Source organism: Pseudomonas sp. Pseu.R1, assembly GCF_045764065.1.
Taxonomy (GTDB): domain Bacteria; phylum Pseudomonadota; class Gammaproteobacteria; order Pseudomonadales; family Pseudomonadaceae; genus Aquipseudomonas.
On the sequence record NZ_JBJGEE020000001.1, the window covers coordinates 4,306,551 to 4,325,457 of the forward strand.

The 18,907-nt window shown below is 59.6% G+C and carries 19 protein-coding genes; 10 read left to right on the plus strand and 9 right to left on the minus strand.

Annotation, left to right across the window (positions count from 1 at the left end; all coding sequences use genetic code 11):
- Positions 1 to 14: 14 nt before the first annotated feature.
- From ACI5GA_RS19690 to dksA, 4 genes are all read right to left on the minus strand, one after another.
- Positions 15 to 2,969 carry a sensor histidine kinase gene (locus ACI5GA_RS19690; protein ID WP_404640425.1) on the minus strand — a complete coding sequence of 985 codons (2,955 nt, stop codon included), beginning with the start codon at positions 2,967 to 2,969 and terminating at the stop codon, positions 15 to 17.
- Positions 2,953 to 3,129 carry a hypothetical protein gene (locus ACI5GA_RS19695; RefSeq protein WP_002552060.1) on the minus strand — a complete coding sequence of 59 codons (177 nt, stop codon included), beginning with the start codon at positions 3,127 to 3,129 and terminating at the stop codon, positions 2,953 to 2,955. The genes ACI5GA_RS19690 and ACI5GA_RS19695 overlap by 17 nt, the downstream gene beginning before the upstream one ends.
- A gap of 127 nt (positions 3,130 to 3,256) precedes the next feature.
- Positions 3,257 to 4,144: a tRNA glutamyl-Q(34) synthetase GluQRS gene (gene gluQRS, locus ACI5GA_RS19700; protein ID WP_404640423.1), complete on the minus strand. Its 888-nt coding sequence runs from the start codon at positions 4,142 to 4,144 to the stop codon at positions 3,257 to 3,259.
- Positions 4,145 to 4,377: 233 nt separating this feature from the next.
- Positions 4,378 to 4,824, minus strand: coding sequence for an RNA polymerase-binding protein DksA (gene dksA / locus ACI5GA_RS19705; protein ID WP_404640421.1), 447 nt, complete (start codon positions 4,822 to 4,824; stop codon positions 4,378 to 4,380).
- Between the two features lie 342 nt (positions 4,825 to 5,166).
- On the opposite strand from dksA, the gene ACI5GA_RS19710 reads away from it, so the two are divergent.
- A complete protein-coding gene (locus ACI5GA_RS19710) occupies positions 5,167 to 6,339 on the plus strand; it encodes a pyridoxal phosphate-dependent aminotransferase (RefSeq protein WP_421423897.1) in 1,173 nt (390 codons plus the stop codon).
- A complete protein-coding gene (gene sfsA, locus ACI5GA_RS19715) occupies positions 6,339 to 7,067 on the plus strand; it encodes a DNA/RNA nuclease SfsA (protein ID WP_404640417.1) in 729 nt (242 codons plus the stop codon). Before ACI5GA_RS19710 ends, sfsA begins: the two co-directional genes overlap by 1 nt.
- On the opposite strand, the gene ACI5GA_RS19720 is transcribed toward sfsA, so the two are convergent.
- Positions 7,057 to 7,374 carry a Rieske (2Fe-2S) protein gene (locus ACI5GA_RS19720; protein ID WP_421425497.1) on the minus strand — a complete coding sequence of 106 codons (318 nt, stop codon included), beginning with the start codon at positions 7,372 to 7,374 and terminating at the stop codon, positions 7,057 to 7,059. The genes sfsA and ACI5GA_RS19720 overlap by 11 nt on opposite strands.
- A gap of 162 nt (positions 7,375 to 7,536) precedes the next feature.
- On the opposite strand from ACI5GA_RS19720, the gene ACI5GA_RS19725 reads away from it, so the two are divergent.
- The 5 genes from ACI5GA_RS19725 to deoC all read left to right on the plus strand — a co-directional run bounded on the left by ACI5GA_RS19725 (position 7,537) and on the right by deoC (position 12,062).
- Positions 7,537 to 8,436: a heme/hemin ABC transporter substrate-binding protein gene (locus tag ACI5GA_RS19725; RefSeq protein WP_404640415.1), complete on the plus strand. Its 900-nt coding sequence runs from the start codon at positions 7,537 to 7,539 to the stop codon at positions 8,434 to 8,436.
- Positions 8,433 to 9,470, plus strand: coding sequence for a FecCD family ABC transporter permease (locus ACI5GA_RS19730; RefSeq protein WP_421423898.1), 1,038 nt, complete (start codon positions 8,433 to 8,435; stop codon positions 9,468 to 9,470). The genes ACI5GA_RS19725 and ACI5GA_RS19730 overlap by 4 nt, the downstream gene beginning before the upstream one ends.
- Positions 9,470 to 10,237 (plus strand): heme ABC transporter ATP-binding protein, encoded by a 768-nt coding sequence (locus ACI5GA_RS19735; RefSeq protein ID WP_404640411.1) that lies wholly within the window; start codon positions 9,470 to 9,472, stop codon positions 10,235 to 10,237. The genes ACI5GA_RS19730 and ACI5GA_RS19735 overlap by 1 nt, the downstream gene beginning before the upstream one ends.
- A gap of 13 nt (positions 10,238 to 10,250) precedes the next feature.
- A complete protein-coding gene (locus ACI5GA_RS19740) occupies positions 10,251 to 11,153 on the plus strand; it encodes a ChaN family lipoprotein (protein WP_421423899.1) in 903 nt (300 codons plus the stop codon).
- Positions 11,154 to 11,300: 147 nt separating this feature from the next.
- Positions 11,301 to 12,062 (plus strand): deoxyribose-phosphate aldolase, encoded by a 762-nt coding sequence (gene deoC / locus ACI5GA_RS19745; protein ID WP_421423901.1) that lies wholly within the window; start codon positions 11,301 to 11,303, stop codon positions 12,060 to 12,062.
- A 185-nt stretch (positions 12,063 to 12,247) separates the two neighbouring features.
- Here the strand turns inward: deoC and ACI5GA_RS19750 are convergent, their stop codons facing one another.
- From ACI5GA_RS19750 to ACI5GA_RS19760, 3 genes are all read right to left on the minus strand, one after another.
- Positions 12,248 to 12,544 (minus strand): TfoX/Sxy family protein, encoded by a 297-nt coding sequence (locus tag ACI5GA_RS19750; protein WP_404640405.1) that lies wholly within the window; start codon positions 12,542 to 12,544, stop codon positions 12,248 to 12,250.
- A 239-nt stretch (positions 12,545 to 12,783) separates the two neighbouring features.
- The gene (locus ACI5GA_RS19755; protein WP_404640403.1) at positions 12,784 to 13,128 is read right to left on the minus strand and encodes a pentapeptide repeat-containing protein; all 345 of its coding nucleotides are present in this window, start codon (positions 13,126 to 13,128) and stop codon (positions 12,784 to 12,786) included.
- A gap of 96 nt (positions 13,129 to 13,224) precedes the next feature.
- Entirely contained in the window at positions 13,225 to 14,760 is a 1,536-nt protein-coding gene (locus ACI5GA_RS19760) for a bifunctional aminoglycoside phosphotransferase/ATP-binding protein (RefSeq protein ID WP_421423902.1), read from the minus strand.
- Positions 14,761 to 14,893: 133 nt separating this feature from the next.
- Here ACI5GA_RS19760 and mrcB point away from each other — a divergent pair, with 133 nt between their 5' ends.
- From mrcB to ACI5GA_RS19775, 3 genes are read left to right on the plus strand one after another with little or no spacing between them, the layout of a single operon-like run.
- Positions 14,894 to 17,215, plus strand: coding sequence for a penicillin-binding protein 1B (gene mrcB, locus ACI5GA_RS19765; protein WP_404640399.1), 2,322 nt, complete (start codon positions 14,894 to 14,896; stop codon positions 17,213 to 17,215).
- A 16-nt stretch (positions 17,216 to 17,231) separates the two neighbouring features.
- On the plus strand, positions 17,232 to 17,981 hold the full coding sequence (locus ACI5GA_RS19770) for a tetratricopeptide repeat protein (RefSeq protein WP_404640397.1): 750 nt from the start codon (positions 17,232 to 17,234) through the stop codon (positions 17,979 to 17,981).
- Positions 17,974 to 18,303, plus strand: a complete 330-nt coding sequence (locus ACI5GA_RS19775) for a YqcC family protein (RefSeq protein ID WP_404640395.1) — start codon at positions 17,974 to 17,976, stop codon at positions 18,301 to 18,303. The genes ACI5GA_RS19770 and ACI5GA_RS19775 overlap by 8 nt, the downstream gene beginning before the upstream one ends.
- Before the next feature lie 3 nt (positions 18,304 to 18,306).
- On the opposite strand, the gene ACI5GA_RS19780 is transcribed toward ACI5GA_RS19775, so the two are convergent.
- Positions 18,307 to 18,732, minus strand: a complete 426-nt coding sequence (locus ACI5GA_RS19780; protein WP_404640393.1) for a DUF4124 domain-containing protein — start codon at positions 18,730 to 18,732, stop codon at positions 18,307 to 18,309.
- Positions 18,733 to 18,907 lie beyond the last annotated feature (175 nt).

Here is an 18,907-nt window from a genome sequence, read left to right on the forward strand (position 1 = left end):
TACTCTCGACGGTCTCAGTTCACAGCGGACGTCGCTTCGACATGTCGCGGTAATGTCACCCGAATACGGGTTCCGCGTTGTTGCTCGGGGTCAGCCGGGCTGTCGATGGTGATTTGTCCATAATGCTCTTCAACGATGGAATAGACCAGTGCAAGCCCCAGTCCAGTCCCTTCCCCCGGATCCTTGGTGGTGAAGAACGGTTCGAACAAGCGGTCCATGATCGCTTTGGGTATTCCAGTGCCTTCGTCTTCGACGATCAAATCGACCGTGTGTTCGCTGGCTTCGCTCTTGACTCGCACTGCGCTGCCTGCAGGCGAGGCGTCACGGGCGTTGGAGAGCAGATTGATCAGTACCTGAGCCAACCGCTGAGGATCGCCATCGACCCAGTGGTTCGGGTTGCACAGGTTATAGAATTGCACTTCGAAATTACGTCGGTTCAGCGCGAGCAGACCAATGGCATCCTGCGCGACTTCGGCCAGGCACACCGCTTCGTCGGATTGTTGATGGCCGCCTGCGTGGGCGAAGCTCATCAGCGATTGCACGATGCGTGAGACGCGTTTGGTCTGTTCAAGGATCTGACTGCTGATTTCGGTCAGTTCCCCGTCCTCTTCGCGCTCTTCACGAAGGTTCTGCGCGAGGCAGGCGATGCCGGTGATCGGGTTGCCGATTTCGTGCGCCACCCCCGCCGCCAGGCGACCGATGCTCGCCAGACGCTCGGAATGCACGAGTTTGTCTTCGAGCATCTGGGTGTCGGTCAAATCCTCCACCAGAATCACCAGGCCACTGTTGCCAGGGGCCAGAGGTTCGTCGATGGCTGCTTTGTGAAGGTTCAGCCAGCGGGTCTGCCCATCCAGCGCCAGACGCTGCTTGTGCAAGTGCTCGTCCGGCACGTTGATGAAGCCCAGCAGCAGTTGGCGCCATGGATCGACGATGGTTTCAAGGCGCGAGCCGACAACGCGTTGAGCGCCGATGCCGGTCAACTCTTCCATCGCCTTGTTCCACATCAGGATTTCCTGATCCTTGGCCAGCGAGCACACGCCCATCGGCAATTCCTGCAAGGTCTGGCGGTGGTAGCGGCGCAGGGCGTCGAGTTCAGCGGCCAGGCCCGTGAGGCGGGAGTGATAATCCTCAAGACGGCTTTCGATGAAGTGTATGTCTTCGGTGACGTAGTTTTCGCTGCCGGATTTGTACGGCAGGAAGGTTTCGACCATGTCCTGAGCGACACTCGGCCCCATCAGGCCTGAGAGGTTGGCCTCGATGCGGTCGCGCAAGCGGCGCAAGGCATAAGGGCGGCGTTCGTCGAAAGGCAGGTACAGGTCGCGCAGGGCCTGTTCGACCTCTTTCTGCGCGGCCTTGGCGCCCAGCGGTTTGGCCAGTTGGGTGGCGAATTCCTGTGGCGATGCCGCGTACAGCTCGCGCCGTTGCGGACGGCGCACGTTATCGACGGCGCAGGCCTCAGCAGCGCTGGCTTCTTCGGGGCTGGGATTGCTGAACAACGAAATCAGCGTAAAGACCAGCACGTTGGCCGCCAGCGACGCAATGGCTGCCATGTGCCAACTGGTGTCATCCAGCACGTAGATCATGTTCAGCAGGGGAATGTAGAAGCCCTGAAAGTTGCCGATCAGCGGGAACAGCATGCTGACCATCCACACCACGATCCCGGCAATCAGCCCGGCCATGAAGCCCCGACGGTTGGCGGCAGGCCAGTACAGTACCGAGAGCACGCCCGGCAAAAATTGCAGTGTGGCGACGAAGGCGACGATGCCCAGATTGGCCAGATCCTGCTTGGCGCCCAGCATCAGGTAGAAGGCATAACCGGCCATGATGATTGCGACGATCAGGCCCCGGCGGGTCCATTTTAGCCAACGATAGATATTGCCTTCGGCGGGGGGCTGGTAGAGCGGCAGTACCAGATGGTTCAACGCCATGCCTGACAGGGCGAGGGTCGTGACGATGATCAGCCCGCTCGCCGCCGAGAGACCGCCGACGTAGCCCAGCAGTGCCAACAGCTTATTGTGGGCCGCAATGCCAATGCCGAGGGTGAAATATTCCGGGCTGGTCGTCGCCCCCAGCTTCAACCCCGCCCAGAGCACCAGCGGCACCGCAAGACTCATTAGCAACAGGAACAGCGGCAGCCCCCAACTGGCGCTGACCAGCGAGCGCGGGTTGAGGTTTTCGGTGAACGTCATGTGATACATGTGTGGCATCACGATGGCTGACGCGAAAAACACCAGCAGCAATGTGCGCCATGGGCCTTCTTGCAAAGGGGTGTGCAGGGCAGCCAGTGCACTCTGGTTTTGCAACAGCCACTGTTCGAGACTTTGTGGGCCGTCGAATACCCCATACAGCGCGTAAATGCCGATGCCGCCGATGGCGACCAGCTTGATCACCGATTCAAAAGCGATCGCGAACACAAGCCCTTCGTGCTTTTCACGGGTAGCGATGTGGCGTGACCCGAAGAAGATGGTGAACAGAATGATCAGTACGCAAAAGGCGAGGGCTACGTAGTTGCGCACCGGCTCGCGGGTCAGGATACCGATGGAGTCCGCAACGGCCTGGATTTGCAGGGCCAGCAGAGGCAGTACGCCGATCAGCATGAAGACGGTGGTCAGTGCCCCGGCCCAAGTACTGCGGAAGCGGAAGGCGAACAGGTCCGCCAATGACGAGAGCTGATAGGTCCGGGTGATTTTCAGGATCGGATAAAGCAGCACCGGGGCGAGCAGAAAAGCGCCCGAGACGCCCAGATAACTGGACAGAAAGCCGTAGCCGTATTCATAGGCGAGCCCCACGGTGCCATAGAACGCCCATGCACTGGCGTAGACCCCCAGCGACAGCGTGTAGGTCAGTGGGTGGCGAATGATCCAGCGTGGAATCAGACCACGTTCGCTGATCCAGGCGACGCTGAACAGCACCAGCAGGTAGGCGGCGCTGACCAGAATCATCTGGGTCAGGCTAAAGCTCATCGGCATCTCGTTGGCTCTGCAGAATGAAAGTCACCACGATCAGGATCAGCCAAAGCATATAAGGCCTGTACCAAGCGCCTGTCGCGTCGATCCACCAGTCCATGATGGCCGGGGAGAATAGGTAGATGCCCACCACCAGGAGCAGGACCAGCCGATAAATGTACATGTGGCCTCCCAGGTTGTATGACCGAGACAAGCGCGGCATGGTAACGGATGGCTATCAGGCTGCAAGCGACGTTTCGGCCAGCTTTGTGCTGCAAATCGGTGTTGTAAATCGAGATAGCCGCTCTGGCTCAGTCTATTCGAGCTTCTTCGATACTGGCGACCCGTGGAATCAAATCCGCGTTCCAGTGGGCGATTCCCCAGTCCAGCACTTCCCTTGGGCTGGCGTACGACAGATCGCTCGGTGTCGACTGCCCCAGTGCCCGCAGCGCGCGAAGCAGCAGCGGCGTGGCCTGATCGGCGGACAGCGGCGGTGAGCGGTACGTTTTGCCCAGTTTGTGGCCGTTTGGCTGGGTGATCAGCGGGACATGCAAGTAACGCGGCTGAGGCAGGCCGAGCAGCTCTTGCAGGTACAGTTGGCGCGGTGTGGAGTCCAGCAGGTCGGCGCCGCGCACGATGTCGGTCACGCCTTGCCAGCCATCGTCGAGCACCACGGCCAGCTGATAGGCGTACAGCCCGTCACGGCGGCGAATCACGAAGTCGCCGACGTCACGCCCAAGATGCTGGCGAAACTCACCCTGAACCCGGTCCTCGAAGCGGTATTCCAGCTCCGGTACGCGAATTCGGATCGCCCCGCTTTCGGGGGAATGGCCAGCGTTACGGCAGAAACCCGGATAAATGCCCTGAAAGTCTTCCAGTTGTTTGCGCGAGCAGTTGCAGGCGTAGGCCAGCCCGTAGCTGAACCAGCGGTTGATGATGTCTTGATAGGCGTCGTGCCGGTCGCTCTGCTTGACCAGTTCGCCATCCCACTCAAACCCGTAAGTTTCCAGGGTGTTGAGGATGGCGGTTTGAGCGCCGGGTTCCTCACGGGGTGGGTCGAGGTCTTCCATGCGCATCAGCCATTGGCCACCGACCGCGCGCGCATCCAGATAGGACGCCAGCGCCGCGACCAGCGAACCGAAGTGCAGATAGCCACTGGGGGTTGGCGCAAAGCGCCCTATATAAGAAGGGGATTTCATGGGCGGTGATGGTACTGGAAATCAGATGTGCGAAAAACCGGAAGCATCCTCAGGTTCTGTAGGAGTGAGCTTGCTCGCGATCGGCCCGGGGTCGCGCTCGGCCGCAGCAGTCGTGGAACCTGTTACGTCGTTTCGCCTGACCCACCAAGTGGGGCGGTCGAAGGTGGCAGTGCTGAATTGTCTGCCCCAAAAATAAAGGACGCCGAAGCGTCCTTTGTTGTGCAGGAAACAGATCAGGATTTACCGACCTGTTTTTCCTTGATTTCAGCGAGTGTCTTGCAGTCGATGCACAGGTCGGCAGTCGGGCGGGCTTCCAGACGGCGCAGGCCGATCTCGATACCGCAAGACTCACACCAGCCATACTCTTCGTCTTCGATCAGTTGCAGCGTCTTGTCGATCTTCTTGATCAACTTGCGCTCACGGTCACGAGCACGCAGTTCCAGAGCGAATTCTTCCTCCTGGCTTGCACGGTCGGCCGGATCGGGAAAGTTGGCTGCCTCGTCCTTCATGTGATCAACGGTGCGGTCGACTTCCTGCATCAGTTCCTGTTTCCACTTGTTCAGGATCTTGACGAAGTGAGCTCGCATGGGCGCGCCCATGTACTCCTCATCCTTTGCCGGAACATAGGGTTCGAAACCGCTAATCGTTTGGTTGCTCTTTTGCTTTTCTTCGGTGGGCATGAACGGACCGCCTCTCACTCTTCTAAGCCATTGCGCAGGGTAATGATCCTTCGCCGACACCTGCCGGCCCTGCGGCTGCAAGCGGGCGAACTTACCAGATCGAATCGGAGCGCGCCACTCCCGGTTGTCGAGCATGGCTCTACAACGCGCCCGTGAACTATGACCACGGCCAAAGCGCCCGGTTTTATATTATTTTGCAGTGCCATCAGTCTAGCCCCTTGCGTAATAACGTCGGGATTTGTGGATCACCGGCACATTCGACGGCGGATAAATCTGTCGGTTGAGGGGCGGTTGAGTAGAATCGTCGACCTGTTCCGGTATTTGTCATTAAAAGGAAGACCGATGTCCCAGCCCTACAGTGCGCGCAGTCGCGCCATCGAACCCTTTCATGTCATGGCGCTGCTGGCCCGTGCCAATGAATTGCAGGCGGCGGGGCACGATGTGATTCACCTGGAAATCGGTGAACCCGATTTCACGACCGCGGACCCCATCATCAAGGCGGGTCAAGCGGCGCTGGCAGCCGGGAAAACCCGTTACACCGCCGCACGCGGCTTGCCTGAGCTGCGCGAGGCGATTTCCGGCTTTTATCAGCAGCGTTATGGCGTGAACATCGATCCGGGCCGCATTTTGATCACTCCGGGTGGCTCGGGCGCGTTGCTGCTGGCGTCGAGCCTGCTGGTAGACCCCGGCAAACATTGGCTGCTGGCCGATCCGGGCTACCCATGCAATCGGCATTTTTTGCGTCTGGTCGAAGGCGCCGCGCAACTGGTGCCGGTCGGGCCGGAGGTGCGGTATCAACTGACGCCGGAATTGGTCGCGAAACACTGGAATCAGGACAGCGTGGGCGCACTGGTCGCGTCCCCTGCGAATCCAACTGGCACATTGCTGCATCGCGAGGAGTTGGCGGCACTGTCAGCGTCGCTCAAGGCTCGTGATGGTCATCTGGTGGTGGATGAGATTTACCATGGCCTAACGTACGGCACCGACGCCACCAGCGTGCTCGAAGTGGATAACGATGCGTTTGTGCTGAATAGTTTTTCAAAGTATTTCGGCATGACCGGCTGGCGATTGGGCTGGCTGGTGGCGCCCGAAGCGGCAATCGGCGATCTGGAAAAACTGGCGCAGAACCTCTACATCAGCGCACCGAGCATGGCACAAAGCGCGGCGCTGGCCTGTTTCGAACCCCAAACGCTGGAAATCCTTGAGCAGCGTCGGGCCGAATTCGGCCAGCGCCGGGATTTTCTGCTTCCTGCACTTCGCGAACTGGGTTTCCACATTGCCGTCGAGCCAGAGGGCGCTTTCTATCTTTATGCGGAGATCAGCGCTTTCGGCGGCGATGCCTTTGCTTTCTGTCAGCATTTTCTGGAAACCGAGCACGTCGCGTTCACGCCTGGGCTGGACTTTGGTCGCCATCAGGCCGGGCATCACGTGCGTTTCGCCTACACCCAGAGCCTTGAGCGCTTGCAGGAAGCGGTCGAGCGGATCGCGCGCGGGCTGCGGAGCTGGCAAGGCTGATGCGTTTTTCTCCCGAACTCGAAGAGGCGCGGCTGTTGCAACGTTACAAACGTTTCCTGGCGGATATCGAAACAGCCAGCGGCGAGCGCCTGACGATCCATTGCCCCAATACGGGCTCGATGTTCAATTGCATGAAGCCGAACGGGCGCGTCTGGTTCAGTCGTTCCAATGACCCCAAGCGCAAGCTCCCCGGTACGTGGGAAATCAGCGAAACGCCACAAGGCCGTTTTGCCTGCGTGAACACGGGCCGGGCTAACAAACTGGTGGAAGAAGCGCTGTTGGCGGGCGTGATCACCGAATTGAACGGATTTACCGGGCTCAAGCGCGAAGTCCCGTACGGGCAGGAAAACAGTCGGGTCGACTTCCGCCTGGATTACCCGGACGGTTCGCTGTTTCTTGAGGTCAAGAGCGTGACGCTGGGGTTCGACGACAGCAACGTGGCGGCGTTTCCCGACGCGGTCACTCAGCGCGGCGCCAGACATTTGCGTGAACTGGCAGCGTTGGCACGGGAGGGCGTGCGTGCGGTGTTGTTGTACTGCGTCAATCTGACCGGGATCGAGGCGGTGCGACCCGCTGAAGAGATCGACGCCGCTTACGCTGTCGCCTTGCGAGAAGCGGTGGCGGCGGGCGTTCAGGTTCTGGCCTACGGGGTTCACTTGACGCACGAAGAAGTCCGCGTGGATCGAAAGCTGGACGTTCATCTCGCCAACGTCGTACTCACAACCTGATCCAGATGCCCTGAGCGTTTTCGCCACATTCGATGACGCTCAGGTATTTTCCCTCGCAAGGGCCTGCAATGCATTCACCGCTCTCGATCAGGAACAGAGCGCCGTGAGTCGCGCATTCGATCAGGCTGGCGCTGGCGTCCAGGAACCGGTCAGGTTGCCATTCCAGTGGAATGCCACGGTGGGGGCAGCGATTGCGGTAGGCGTGCACTTGCCCCGCGCGCCTCACCACCAGCAGTTGAACGCCATTGACCTCAAACCCCCGACTCGTGCCCTCGGCCAAATCGATTCCGTTACATAAGTAATTCAGCGGAGCCACCTTCGCGCTTGACGTGTAAATGCAAGTCATTATCAAATTGCCCGGCTGTGACAGGCGGCCTAGTCTGACAGCTCCGCGAATGACGCGTCGACGCTACCCTTGTTCGGGAAGGCCATCAGGCGCGCTCTCTCTATATAAAGGATGCTTTCCCCTATGCGCTTCATTGCCAAGCTGACCGCTGCTCTGATCGGGCTTTCATTCTCTCATCTGCTGCTGGCGGACACGCAGTTGCCGCAGCGCTGGGTCAGTGCCGGTGGCGCGTTGACGGAGTGGATCGTTGCGTTGGGTGGGGAGTCGCATCTGGTCGGTATCGACACGACCAGCCAGCATCCGGAATCGATCAAGTCGCTGCCGAGCATTGGTTATCAGCGCCAATTGTCGTCGGAAGGCATTCTCAGTTTGCGTCCGAATATTCTTGTCGGCACCGAGGAAATGGGACCGCCGCCTGTTCTGGAGCAATTGCGTGCGGCGGGCGTGAACGTTGAAGTCTTCTCGGCAGGTGCCGAGACCACAGCGCTTCAAGGCAATCTGCAAAAGCTGGGTGCGTTGCTGGGCAAGGAAAATCAAGCCCGCGAACTGAGTGAGCAGTACGTCAAACAACTGGATAACCAGCACGCTTGGGTCGACCAGGCTCAGCAGCATCAGTCGGCTCCGGGCGTGCTGTTGCTGGTCAGTCACGCGGGGTCCCGCCCAATGGTGGCGGGGGCTGGCACTGTCGGCGACTGGCTGATCAAGCAGGCGGGAGGTCGCAATCTGGCGACGCACAACGGCTACAAGATTTTCTCCACAGAGGCCATGGCGGGTTTGAATCCTGACGTTCTGGTTTTCACCGACCGCGCGCAGAGCAACGCCTCCTCTCGTGATGCGTTGTTCAAGGAGAATCCATTGCTGGCGGCCACCCAGGCTGCACGCAACAATCGTCTGGTCGAAGTTGATCCCACCTTGCTGGTCGGCGGTCTTGGGCCTCGCTTGCCTGATGCCATGAAAGCGCTGTCCAAGGCGTTCTATCCGGCGAGTACCTCGCTTAACGCCAACGTCACGCCAGCACAATGAGGGTGATTCTTCAGCCCCGTAGGCTATTTAGTGTCCTGATTGTCGGGTGTTTATTGGCCGTATGGCTGTCGCTGGCGTCAGGGCCTGTCAGCCTGCCGTTGATGGACACGTTGCGCGCGGGGTTGCGTCTGTTGGGGTGGCCTGTCGCCGGGGATGACTTGCAGCAGGCCGAGCTGATTCTGGGCCAGATTCGCGTGCCCCGAACGCTGCTGGGCCTTGCCGTCGGCGCCGTGCTGGCGTTGTCGGGTGTGGCGATGCAGGGGCTGTTTCGAAACCCTCTTGCCGACCCCGGCCTGGTCGGCGTATCCAGCGGCGCGGCATTGGGGGCAGCCGTGGCGATTGTCGCAGGCGCGTCGATAGGCGGGCTGCCAGAGGCGATCGCGCCTTATCTGCTCTCGATCTCGGCGTTTGGCGGCGGGTTGCTCGTGACTGCGATTGTCTATCGCCTGGGGCGTCGAGACGGACAGACCAGTGTGGGCATCATGCTGCTGGCGGGCGTGGCGATGACGGCACTGGCCGGTTCGATCATTGGTCTGTTCTCGTATCTGGCGGACGACGCGACCCTGCGCACGTTGACGTTCTGGAATCTCGGTACCCTCAACGGCGCGAGTTACGCCAGAGTCTGGCCATTATTGCTGGTCTGCGTACTGGTGATCCTGTGGTTGCCACGCCGGGCCAGGGCACTGAACGCCTTGCTGCTGGGAGAGTCGGAAGCGCGTCATCTGGGAATCGAGGTCGAGCGGCTCAAGCGCGAACTGGTGCTGTGCATCGCCTTGGGTGTGGGGGCCGCCGTCGCCGCAGCGGGGCTGATTGGCTTTGTGGGATTGATCGTGCCGCATCTGGTTCGCCTGCTGGCAGGCCCCGACCACCGCGTGGTGTTGCCCGCGTCGGCCTTGGCGGGTGCCAGCCTGTTGCTGTTTGCCGACGTTTTTGCCCGGCTAGTGCTGGCGCCTGCCGAGTTGCCGATCGGCATCGTGACGGCTTTCATCGGGGCGCCGTTTTTCCTGTTTCTGCTGGTTCGAGGCCGCCCCTGATGATGAAAGCCGACAACATCAGCGTTCATCGGGATGGCAAGTCTGTGTTGGCCGATGTCAGCCTGACACTGGAGCCAGGACGCATGCTGGGCGTTTTGGGGCCGAACGGTGCTGGCAAGAGCACGCTGCTGGGCGCATTGTGTGGAGAGCTGAAAACCTCCCATGGGCAGCTTTGGCTGGACGGGCAGGCACTGTCGCATTGGTCGGGGCAGGCGCGGGCCAGACGGCTGGCGGTGCTGCCGCAGAGTTCGACCCTGAGTTTTGCGTTCAAGGTTCAGGAAGTGGTCGCGATGGGCCGCTTGCCCCACGACAGTGGCCGGGAGCGCGACGCCGAAATCGTTCAGGCCTCGCTTGAAGCGGCAGACGCCTGGCATTTGCAGGATCGCAGTTACCTCGCGCTGTCGGGCGGGGAGCGTCAGCGGGTCCACCTGGCCCGAGTGCTGGCGCAACTGTGGCCAGGCGAGGGTGGGCAAACGTTGTTGCTGGATGAGCCGACGTCGATGCTCGACCCATTGCATCAGCACACGACGTTGCAGGCCGTGCGTGAATTTGCCGATCGCGGCGGCGCGGTCATGGTGATCCTCCACGATCTCAACCTGGCCGCACGTTATTGTGACCGGTTGTTGCTGCTGGAGGCCGGGCGTCCTTATGCGTTGGGGGCGCCGGATGATGTGCTTACGCCGGATGCGCTCAAGGCGGTGTTTGGTCTTGATGTGTTGGTGCAGCGCCATCCGGAGCGGGGGCACCCTCTGATCATCGCGCGCTGAGCAAGGAGTTCGTGTGCGTCGTTATCTGCTGTTCTTGCTGGTGTTGTCCTTGGTGAGCGCCTGCCAGTCGCTCCCACCGTTACCGCCTCTCCCGACCTGGCAGAGCCCTGAAGGGCGCGAGCATGTGGATCTGGGCATGATCAGGGACTTGAACACCGGGCAAACGCTGACGCCGCAACAACTGGTCACCCGCTTGGCGGTTGTGCCGCGCGTGCTGGTAGGGGAGCAACACGACAACCCTGATCATCACGCGCTGGAACTGTGGCTGCTGCAGGCGCTGGGCAATCAGCGCCCACAAGGCAGTCTGCTGCTTGAAATGCTGACGCCAGATCAGCAATCGAGCGTCGATGCTGTGCAGCGGGGCATCCAACAAGGCCAGTATCCGTCCGATCTTGAGCACGCACTGAGCTGGCAAAAGGGCTGGAACTGGGCGTTGTATGGCCCGGTGATGCGTTTCGCGCTGACCCAGTCGTATCCGGTGCTGGGGGCGAATCTGGGGGCGGAAGAGGTCGGTGCGATTTATCACCAGCGTCCGGTACTGAGTGGCACCTTTTCGACCCGCGACTCTGTGCGTGAAGCGCTTCTGTCGCAGGTTCGGGCATCCCACTGCGGCATGCTTCCCGAAGACGCACTGCCTGCAATGCTGGCGATTCAACAACAGCGAGACCGGCGAATGGCCCATCGCGTAGCGGAAGCGCCGACACCCGCATTGTTGTTTGCCGGCAGCTATCACGTCAGAAAGGACCTGGGCGTTCCATTGCACATGGCTGATCTGGGCAGCCCCGAGGCGCCCGTCGTGTTGCTGCTCGTTCAGGTCGGCACTGATGTCGAGCCCGGCAGCGCTGATTTCGTCTGGTACACCGCTGCGTTGCCGGATCAAGACTACTGTGCGCAAATGCGTGCGCCTTCTCAATGAGGGTGTTGTGGTCTTTGCAGGCAAAGTCCTAAGGACATTTCTTATAGTTGCGTAGGCTCGCTCTTGGACGCATCTGCGGGCGTCCACGCGTCCTCACTCTGGATTATTGTCGCTCCTCGAAACTGATCGGGTATCAAGGAGCGAGGCATGAACAGGGTGTGCGAAAGTGATGAAGAGGTGGCGCTAAAGGCGTTGGGGTTGCTGGAGCTGACGTCGTTGAATGCAGACGACTCTCCCGAACGCATCATCGCGTTGTGCGAGCGGGCGCTGACCCCGGTTGGCAACGTCGCAGCCGTCTGTGTGTCATCCAGGTTTGCCGGTCTGGCACGAAGGACACTCGATACGTTGCGTGCCCGAGAAGTCAAAGTTGTGGCAGCGGTCAACTTTCCGAGTGGAGGTGCTTCGATTGCAATGGCGGAATCGGAAGTCCAGTCGGCTCTTCAGGTCGGCGTGGATGAGGTCGATCTGGTGTATCCCTTCCATGCACAGTTGGCGGGAAACAAGCAGATTGGCAGTGAAATGATCGCAGCATGTCGGGCCAAATGCGGACAGCGTGCAATGCTCACTGTCACCCTGGAAACCGGCGTACTGCGTGATCCGCAGATCATCCACAGTGTTTGCCATACCTCGATCCGTGAAGGGGCCGCCTTTCTCAAAACCAGCACGGGCAAACAGATTGTCAGTGCGACACCTCAAGCCGCTCGCATTCTGATGGAGGCGATTGCCGAGCTGGGTTCTCAGGTGGGACTCAAGGCGTCTGGCAATGTACGTACGCTGGATGAGGCTCGCAGTTACCTGGAAATGTCCCAGGCCCGGTTCGGTACTGGCTGGCTGCAACCGGAGAGATTGCGATTGGGCGCCAACAGTCTGCTGGACGACCTGCTTGCGCATTTGGGGGTTCGCCCGTAAGGGTGATACAAAAACTTCGGGCAAAAAAAGACCCGGCAAAAAGCCGGGTCAAAAACCGTGATTAGCCTGATGAGGAGATAATCTGAGAGTCCGAACCAAGGAGCCTTTCAGGTTACCAGCCAGTCTCGCGACCGGATGTGATAATCATAGTGATTCTCATTTGTAAGTCAACAGGCTTTTTAAAACTATTTTTTTGCTCCGTTTGCGGGGGGTATTGAGGCTTCCTGATCAAGCCTGATGAGTTGCCGGTTGAGTGACGCTTTCAACTCGCTGGGCAAATCACACCAGTGACGGTCACATAATGCGCCTTCGAGGGCATAAAGCAGGGTTCTCGAGGCGCTGAAGCCGCGGTTTTTGACCGCGTGATAGGCGTGGATGGCGCCGAGGCGTCGCAGATCGGTCGCGTTGTGAATACCGGATGCGTGTAACCATTGAGCAGAGGTTTTACCCAGATTTTTCATCCTTAGCAGTTCGTCGTCCATGATGCCTCCTGGCATGAGTTGTCTATTCGGTGGTGCTTTCTCTGACTCGTAAGAACTGCCGATACAAGTCGTGAATCAAGTGTAGTTGCGTGCAGGGCGGCCTTTCGCGCAGGTACGGGGAGATTGCGGCTCAGGTGCCGGACGGTAGCTTCAAACGAGGGGCGTCAATTGACACAAGCCCGGCATGGCCGCGCATGCAGGGCAGGAGAGAGGTGTCGCGCAGGTGTCGCAACCAGCCGTCAGCGAGTGCGATAGCGCAGGCGAGTACCGAAATTGACCGACATAAGGATTTCGTCAGCGCTCAGTTCAGCCGGGAAATAGGCCCCGGAAATCTGGGCATGAGCGATGCTGGCGCCTTCGAGGGACGCTGTGCGGAAGTCGACACCACGCAAGTCCGCCGAGCGGAAGTAGGCGTCGGTGAAGTCGATTTCATCGGCATTCAGATCGCGAAGGTCCAAGCCCCGAAAATCCCCGCCGGCCAAGTCAATCGGGCCGTTTTTAGGACGCTGAAGATTAAAGGCGTTCACGTCATCTTTTCGCAGCAAGGCGAAGAGCGGCGAGTCGAGCTGTTTGGGCTGGGTCATCTTGGCGTCACCTTGTTGGAATTCTGACGCCATTATAATGCCACCACTATCGAGCCGTGAAGAGACCCTCTTCACGATTCGATAATTCAGTCCGGCTTAGAGGCCTGGCAGGCACTGGCGGATGTCCGTTACCAGCTTGTCCAGATCCCCGCTGATGTTGGTCTCCACGTGGCGGCTGCGCAACGTTTCGTCAGGAGTCAGTGGTTCGCGGCTCGCCAATTGCGCCTCGATAACTTCCATCGTTGCGTCGGAAGGATCCTCATTCTGCGCCTGACGTTGCGCCAGCCAACCTTCGATAACGGCTTTTGGAGCGGAGCAATCGAGAATCAGGAAGGGGGCGCCAATGGCTTCAGCAATCTGTGCCGTAGCCTGGCGTTGGGCAAGTTTCAGATAAGTGGCATCGACCACCACCGGGAAGCCTGCGCGCAGCACGACTGCGGCCAGCTCGTTCAGGCGCTGGTAGGTTTTCGCACTCACGTGCGCCGAGTACAGGTCCTGGCTCTCGCCGAACAGACGCTTGCGCTCTACGTCCGAGCGCAGGCGGATGGCGCCCAGCGCCTCAACCAGACGCATAGCGACATGGCTTTTGCCCACGGCGGAAACGCCGTGGGTAATGGCCAGGAAATTCGAAGGAATTGCGCTGTAGCTTTCTGCCAGGTTGGCGTAGTTGCGGTACTGGCGCAGCGTGGCAGCGCGCTGAATGTTATCGGTGTCGGGTTGCAGGCTGAACAGCGCCACTTTCGCTCGCACCAGTGCACGATAAGCCTTATAGAAATTCAGCAGCTCCAGGCCTGCGTAATCGCCGGTGTACTCCAGGTACTGACTGATCAGGCGGCGCGACAGGCTTTTCAGGCCGCGGTCTTCCAAGTCCATCGCAAGGAAACCGATATCGGCGTAAACGTCGGTCATGCGGAACGGTTCGTTGAATTCGATACAGTCGAAAATCACCACCTTGCCGTCGATCAACGTGATGTTGCCCAGATGAATGTCACCGTGGCATTCGCGAATGAAGCCGTCCTGCTTGCGTTGGGCCAGCAGGGGCTTGAGACGATCGAAACTGGTGTTGGCCCACGCTTCCAGTGCCTGCAACTGAACCAGGTCGGCCTTATCGCTGAGGAAAGGCAGGATCTGTTCGAAGTTCTGGGTCACGGGAGCCATCACGCTCTCGGGCGAACCCAGCACGTTTTCCGTGAGCACGCGTGGGGCACTGATATGGAAATCGGCGATTTGACGCGCCATGTCATCGATATGGGCGGTCGTCAGCTCGCCCTTGGCCTGTAGCGTGCTGAGCAGACCGTCTTGAGAGAACTGGCGCATTTTCAGCACGTACTCGATAGGCTCACCTGTGCCGCCCAGTTGGGGGGCTTCAGCGGTGCCGGTGACGGGCAACACTTCCAGATACAAATTGTCGGTCAGGCGCTGGTTGAGCTTCAGTTCCTGTTCGCAGAAGTGGCCACGCGCCGCCAGTGTGGTGAAATCGAGGAAGCCGAAGTTCATCGGCTTTTTGATCTTGTAGACGTAGGGACCTGTGAGCAATACCCAGGAAATGTGCGTCTCGATGACCTGAAACTGGTCCACAGGGTGGTCGAACAGGGCAGGATTTTGCAGCGCTGCTATCAGAGTCTGGCTCACGGACGGTCCTTGAAAGGTGGTAAGTCGATATTGATGTGACTAAAGGTGGCCATTATGGCCGCTCGGCGCATTGCTGAAAACCGCTAAGAGGGTGGTCTGCCGACGGCTTTGAAAGTGCGTATAATCCGCCGCCATGACTCGATCCCGCACTTCAAAAAAAGCCCCGAAACCCACCAATAGCCGCCTGCGCAGCCTGTTGGGCTGGGTCCTCAAACTCAGCCTCGTCGGGCTGGTGGTACTGGCCTGCTTCGCCGTTTACCTCGACTCCATCGTGCAGGAAAAATTCTCCGGCAAGCGCTGGACGATCCCCGCCAAGGTCTATGCACGTCCGCTGGAACTGTTCGTCGGCCAGAAACTGTCGCGTGACGACTTCCTGATCGAGCTCGACGCACTGGGTTATCGCCGTGAAAGCGTTGCCAACGGGCCGGGCGCGGCGTCGGTGAACGGCAACAACGTCGACCTGAACACCCGTGGCTTTCAGTTTTATGAAGGCGCGGACCCCGCTCAGCAGATTCACGTGCGCTTTTCCGGCGATTACGTCGCCGATCTGACCGCCGCCAACGGCTCCAAACTGGCCGTGGCCCGCCTTGAGCCGCTGTTGATCGGTGGGTTGTACCCGAAAAACCTCGAAGACCGGATTCTGATCAAGCTGGATCAGGCGCCGCCGTACCTGCTCGATACGCTGGTCACGGTGGAAGACCGCGATTTTTATCATCACTTCGGGGTGTCACCGAAGTCGATCGCCCGTGCTTTTTGGGTCAACGCCTCGGCGGGCCAGATGCGCCAGGGTGGTTCGACGCTGACCCAGCAGTTGGTGAAGAACTTCTACCTGACCAACGAACGTAGCCTCACGCGCAAACTGACTGAAGCCATGATGGCTATCCTGCTGGAGATCCACTACAGCAAGCAGGAGATCCTTGAGGCGTACCTCAACGAAGTTTTCGTCGGTCAGGATGGGCAGCGTGCGGTACACGGTTTTGGTCTGGCCAGTCAGTATTTCTTCAGTCAGCCACTTTCTGAACTGAAGCTGCATCAGGTTGCGCTGTTGGTCGGGCTGGTCAAAGGGCCCTCCTATTACAACCCGCGGCGCAATCCGGATCGCGCCCTTGAACGCCGTAATCTGGTGCTCGATTTGCTTGAACAGCAGGGTGTCGCCACGCCTGAAGCCGTTGCCGCCGCGAAGAAAATGCCATTGGGCGTGACCAAAACCGGTTCGTTGGCAGACAGTTCGTTCCCGGACTTCCTCGATCTGGTCAAGCGTCAGTTGCGTCAGGACTACCGTGATGAAGACTTGACCGAAGAAGGCCTGCGTATTTTCACCAGTTTCGATCCGATCCTGCAGATGAAGTCCGAGGCCGCCGTTCGCGAAAGCTTCGCCAAGATCGCAGGGCGCAAAGGCGCGGACGAAATGGAAACGGCGATGGTCGTGACCAACCCGGAAACAGGTGAAGTTCAAGCGTTGATCGGCAGCCGTCAGGCCGGGTTTGCGGGCTTCAACCGCGCTCTGGATGCGGTGCGTCCGATTGGCTCGCTGGTCAAACCGGCCATTTACCTGACAGCGCTGGAGCGTCCGCAGCAATACACGCTCACCAGTTGGGTGCCGGACGAGCCGTTCCAGGTCAAAGGTGCCGATGGCCAGATCTGGAAGCCGCAGAACTTCGATCACAAGGCCCATGGCAATATCTTTCTGTACCAAGGGCTGGCGCATTCCTACAACCTGTCCAGCGCCAAGCTGGGGTTGGATCTGGGCGTGCCGAACGTCTTCAAGACACTCACCAAGTTGGGTGTAACACGTGACTGGCCGACGTTCCCGTCGATGCTGCTGGGGGCGGGAGCGTTGAGTCCGATTGAAGTCGCGACCATGTACCAGACCATCGCCAGTGGCGGTTTCAATACCCCGTTGCGCGGGATTCGCAGCGTGTTGACGGCGGAAGGTGAGCCACTCAAGCGTTACCCGTTCCAGATTCAACAGCGCTTCGATCCGGGTTCCATCTATTTATTGCAGAACGCCATGCAGCGTGTGATGCGCGAAGGCACCGGCAAGTCGGTGTACAACGTGTTGCCAGGTACGCTGAATCTGGCAGGCAAGTCCGGTACGACCAACGATTCCAGAGACAGCTGGTTCGCCGGCTTCAGTCAGGATTTGCTGGCGATTGTCTGGATGGGGCGCGACGATAACGGCAAGACGCCATTCACGGGGGCGACGGGGGCGTTGCAGATCTGGACCACCTTCATGAAGAAGGCCGATCCACTGCCGCTGGACATGGCTATGCCCGATAACGTCGTGATGGCCTGGGTCAATGCATCGACCGGGCAGGGCACTGATGCAAGCTGCCCAGGCGCGGTACAGATGCCGTATATTCGCGGCAGTGAGCCGCAACCCGGCCCGACGTGTGGTGGCCCGACAGCCCCTGCCGAATCGGTGATGGACTGGGTCAAAGGCTGGTTGAACTAAGCGAAGAGGGTGTGAAGTGAACAAGTGGTGGATTCCGGCTTTAACGGCCCTGGCTTTGCTCAACGGTTGTGCGACGCAGACACGCAGTAACATTCCTGTCGTGGATTCCGGCTCGCGCGTTTCCAATAGCGAGCGCGTCTCAGCCAATCGCAACAACACCTACCGTGCGCCTGTGCAACAGAATCAGGCGCCGCAAGCGCTTGATCAGGATTCGGGTGTGACGGTGATGGTGCCGGGCGGGGCGGGTGCCGCACCGATTTCGACGTTCGTACCGCCGACTTCTGCGCCGATCAGCACAAGCCCTGTCGGCGCTTCGTCGGGCAGCCAGGCGCCGATCAACAACACCTACACGCCACCTGCCGCCACGACCAATACGTACACTATGCCGTCCTCGGCGCCGACCGGTATTCCTTCGGCCTCCAGCGGTGGTCTATCGGCTGACGAGCAGCTCGACGGCCCGGTGCTTGCCTTGCTGACCACGGCTCAGCAACAGCAGAGCAGCGGCGACCTCAACGGTGCTTCTTCCAGTCTTGAGCGTGCTCAACGTGTCGCGCCACGTGAGCCTCAAGTCCTTTATCGTCTGGCGCAGGTGCGTCTGGCTCAAGGCGATGCACCTCAGGCCGAGCAACTTGCCCGTCGAGCGCTGACCCTTTCGAACGGGCGCGCGGATCTGCAAGCCAGCCTCTGGGGCCTGATCGCTCAGGCGCGCGAGAAGCAGGGCGACGCAGCGGGCGCTGCACTGGCTCGGCAGAAGGCGAATGGATAAGCGATTTCCCCAAGTGGCCGATCAACTGTTGTTGATCGAGCGTGAGCTGCGTGTTCTGGACTGGTGGAGCGAGCTGCCGCCGAGCGACGACGCGCTGGCGAGCCGCGAGCCTTTTTGCGTCGATACGCTGGATTTTCACCAGTGGCTGCAATGGATCTTCCTGCCCAGGATGAAAATCATTCTGGAGCAGGATATGGCGTTGCCGAATGCGTCGGGCATTCTGGAAATGGCGCAGATGGTCTATGCGGGCCAAGCCCAGAAAACGCGCCAGTTACAGGCGTTGCTGGCGCAGTTCGATCGCCTGATTACCGAGGCTTCCTGATCATCAGTTGCACGTGTCGTCGATGGACGTCTTGACCTCGGCGATGCGTGCCTGGCGTTCCTCTTCCGTGAAGCGCTTGAATTCCCCATTCACCTCCTCACGAACTCGCGGGTTGTTCTGCAACTGGGCGAGATTGGTGCGCTGGCGTTCGCAATAGTCCTTTCGCTTGGCTTCTTGCGCGGCCACCTGCTTTTTGACCTTGGCGTCCACGGCTTGCTGCTCCTGATTGGAATCAGGTTGCACGGGGGCGGCGGGGGGAGGCGTGACCGGTTTCTGGGATTCGATTTCCTGAGAGGGTTGCCCGGCAGGGGGCTGGGCGTCGAAGTGCGTGACGCCTTGAGCGTCCACCCATTTATAAATCTGGGCGGCCTGACCAGTGGCAGGACCAACTGCCAGCGTCAGCGTGGCAGCGAGCATCATCCAGCGCATACGGCTTCCTTCATTTCGTTTGCTGTGCGGTTGAAACCTACCACAAGCAGGTAACAACGACCTCATTCGGTGCTTTTTCGGGGGTCGTGAGTGAAGAAAGCGCATGGATGACTTGACTTGAGAGGGGCGAATCAGAACAATCCAAAGTCCGCTGTAGAGGGACTGCCAGAAGCAG

Bases quoted from the DNA above. Each gene is read 5' to 3' on its own strand.
- ACI5GA_RS19690 (WP_404640425.1), bottom strand. From the start codon at position 2,969: ATGCCGATGAGCTTTAGCCTGACCCAGATGATTCTGGTCAGCGCCGCC.
- ACI5GA_RS19695 (WP_002552060.1), bottom strand. From the start codon at position 3,129: ATGTACATTTATCGGCTGGTCCTGCTCCTGGTGGTGGGCATCTACCTA.
- gluQRS (WP_404640423.1), bottom strand. From the start codon at position 4,144: ATGAAATCCCCTTCTTATATAGGGCGCTTTGCGCCAACCCCCAGTGGC.
- dksA (WP_404640421.1), bottom strand. From the start codon at position 4,824: ATGCCCACCGAAGAAAAGCAAAAGAGCAACCAAACGATTAGCGGTTTC.
- ACI5GA_RS19710 (WP_421423897.1), top strand. From the start codon at position 5,167: ATGTCCCAGCCCTACAGTGCGCGCAGTCGCGCCATCGAACCCTTTCAT.
- sfsA (WP_404640417.1), top strand. From the start codon at position 6,339: ATGCGTTTTTCTCCCGAACTCGAAGAGGCGCGGCTGTTGCAACGTTAC.
- ACI5GA_RS19725 (WP_404640415.1), top strand. From the start codon at position 7,537: ATGCGCTTCATTGCCAAGCTGACCGCTGCTCTGATCGGGCTTTCATTC.
- ACI5GA_RS19730 (WP_421423898.1), top strand. From the start codon at position 8,433: ATGAGGGTGATTCTTCAGCCCCGTAGGCTATTTAGTGTCCTGATTGTC.
- ACI5GA_RS19735 (WP_404640411.1), top strand. From the start codon at position 9,470: ATGATGAAAGCCGACAACATCAGCGTTCATCGGGATGGCAAGTCTGTG.
- deoC (WP_421423901.1), top strand. From the start codon at position 11,301: ATGAACAGGGTGTGCGAAAGTGATGAAGAGGTGGCGCTAAAGGCGTTG.
- ACI5GA_RS19750 (WP_404640405.1), bottom strand. From the start codon at position 12,544: ATGGACGACGAACTGCTAAGGATGAAAAATCTGGGTAAAACCTCTGCT.
- ACI5GA_RS19755 (WP_404640403.1), bottom strand. From the start codon at position 13,128: ATGACCCAGCCCAAACAGCTCGACTCGCCGCTCTTCGCCTTGCTGCGA.
- mrcB (WP_404640399.1), top strand. From the start codon at position 14,894: ATGACTCGATCCCGCACTTCAAAAAAAGCCCCGAAACCCACCAATAGC.
- ACI5GA_RS19775 (WP_404640395.1), top strand. From the start codon at position 17,974: ATGGATAAGCGATTTCCCCAAGTGGCCGATCAACTGTTGTTGATCGAG.
- ACI5GA_RS19780 (WP_404640393.1), bottom strand. From the start codon at position 18,732: ATGCGCTGGATGATGCTCGCTGCCACGCTGACGCTGGCAGTTGGTCCT.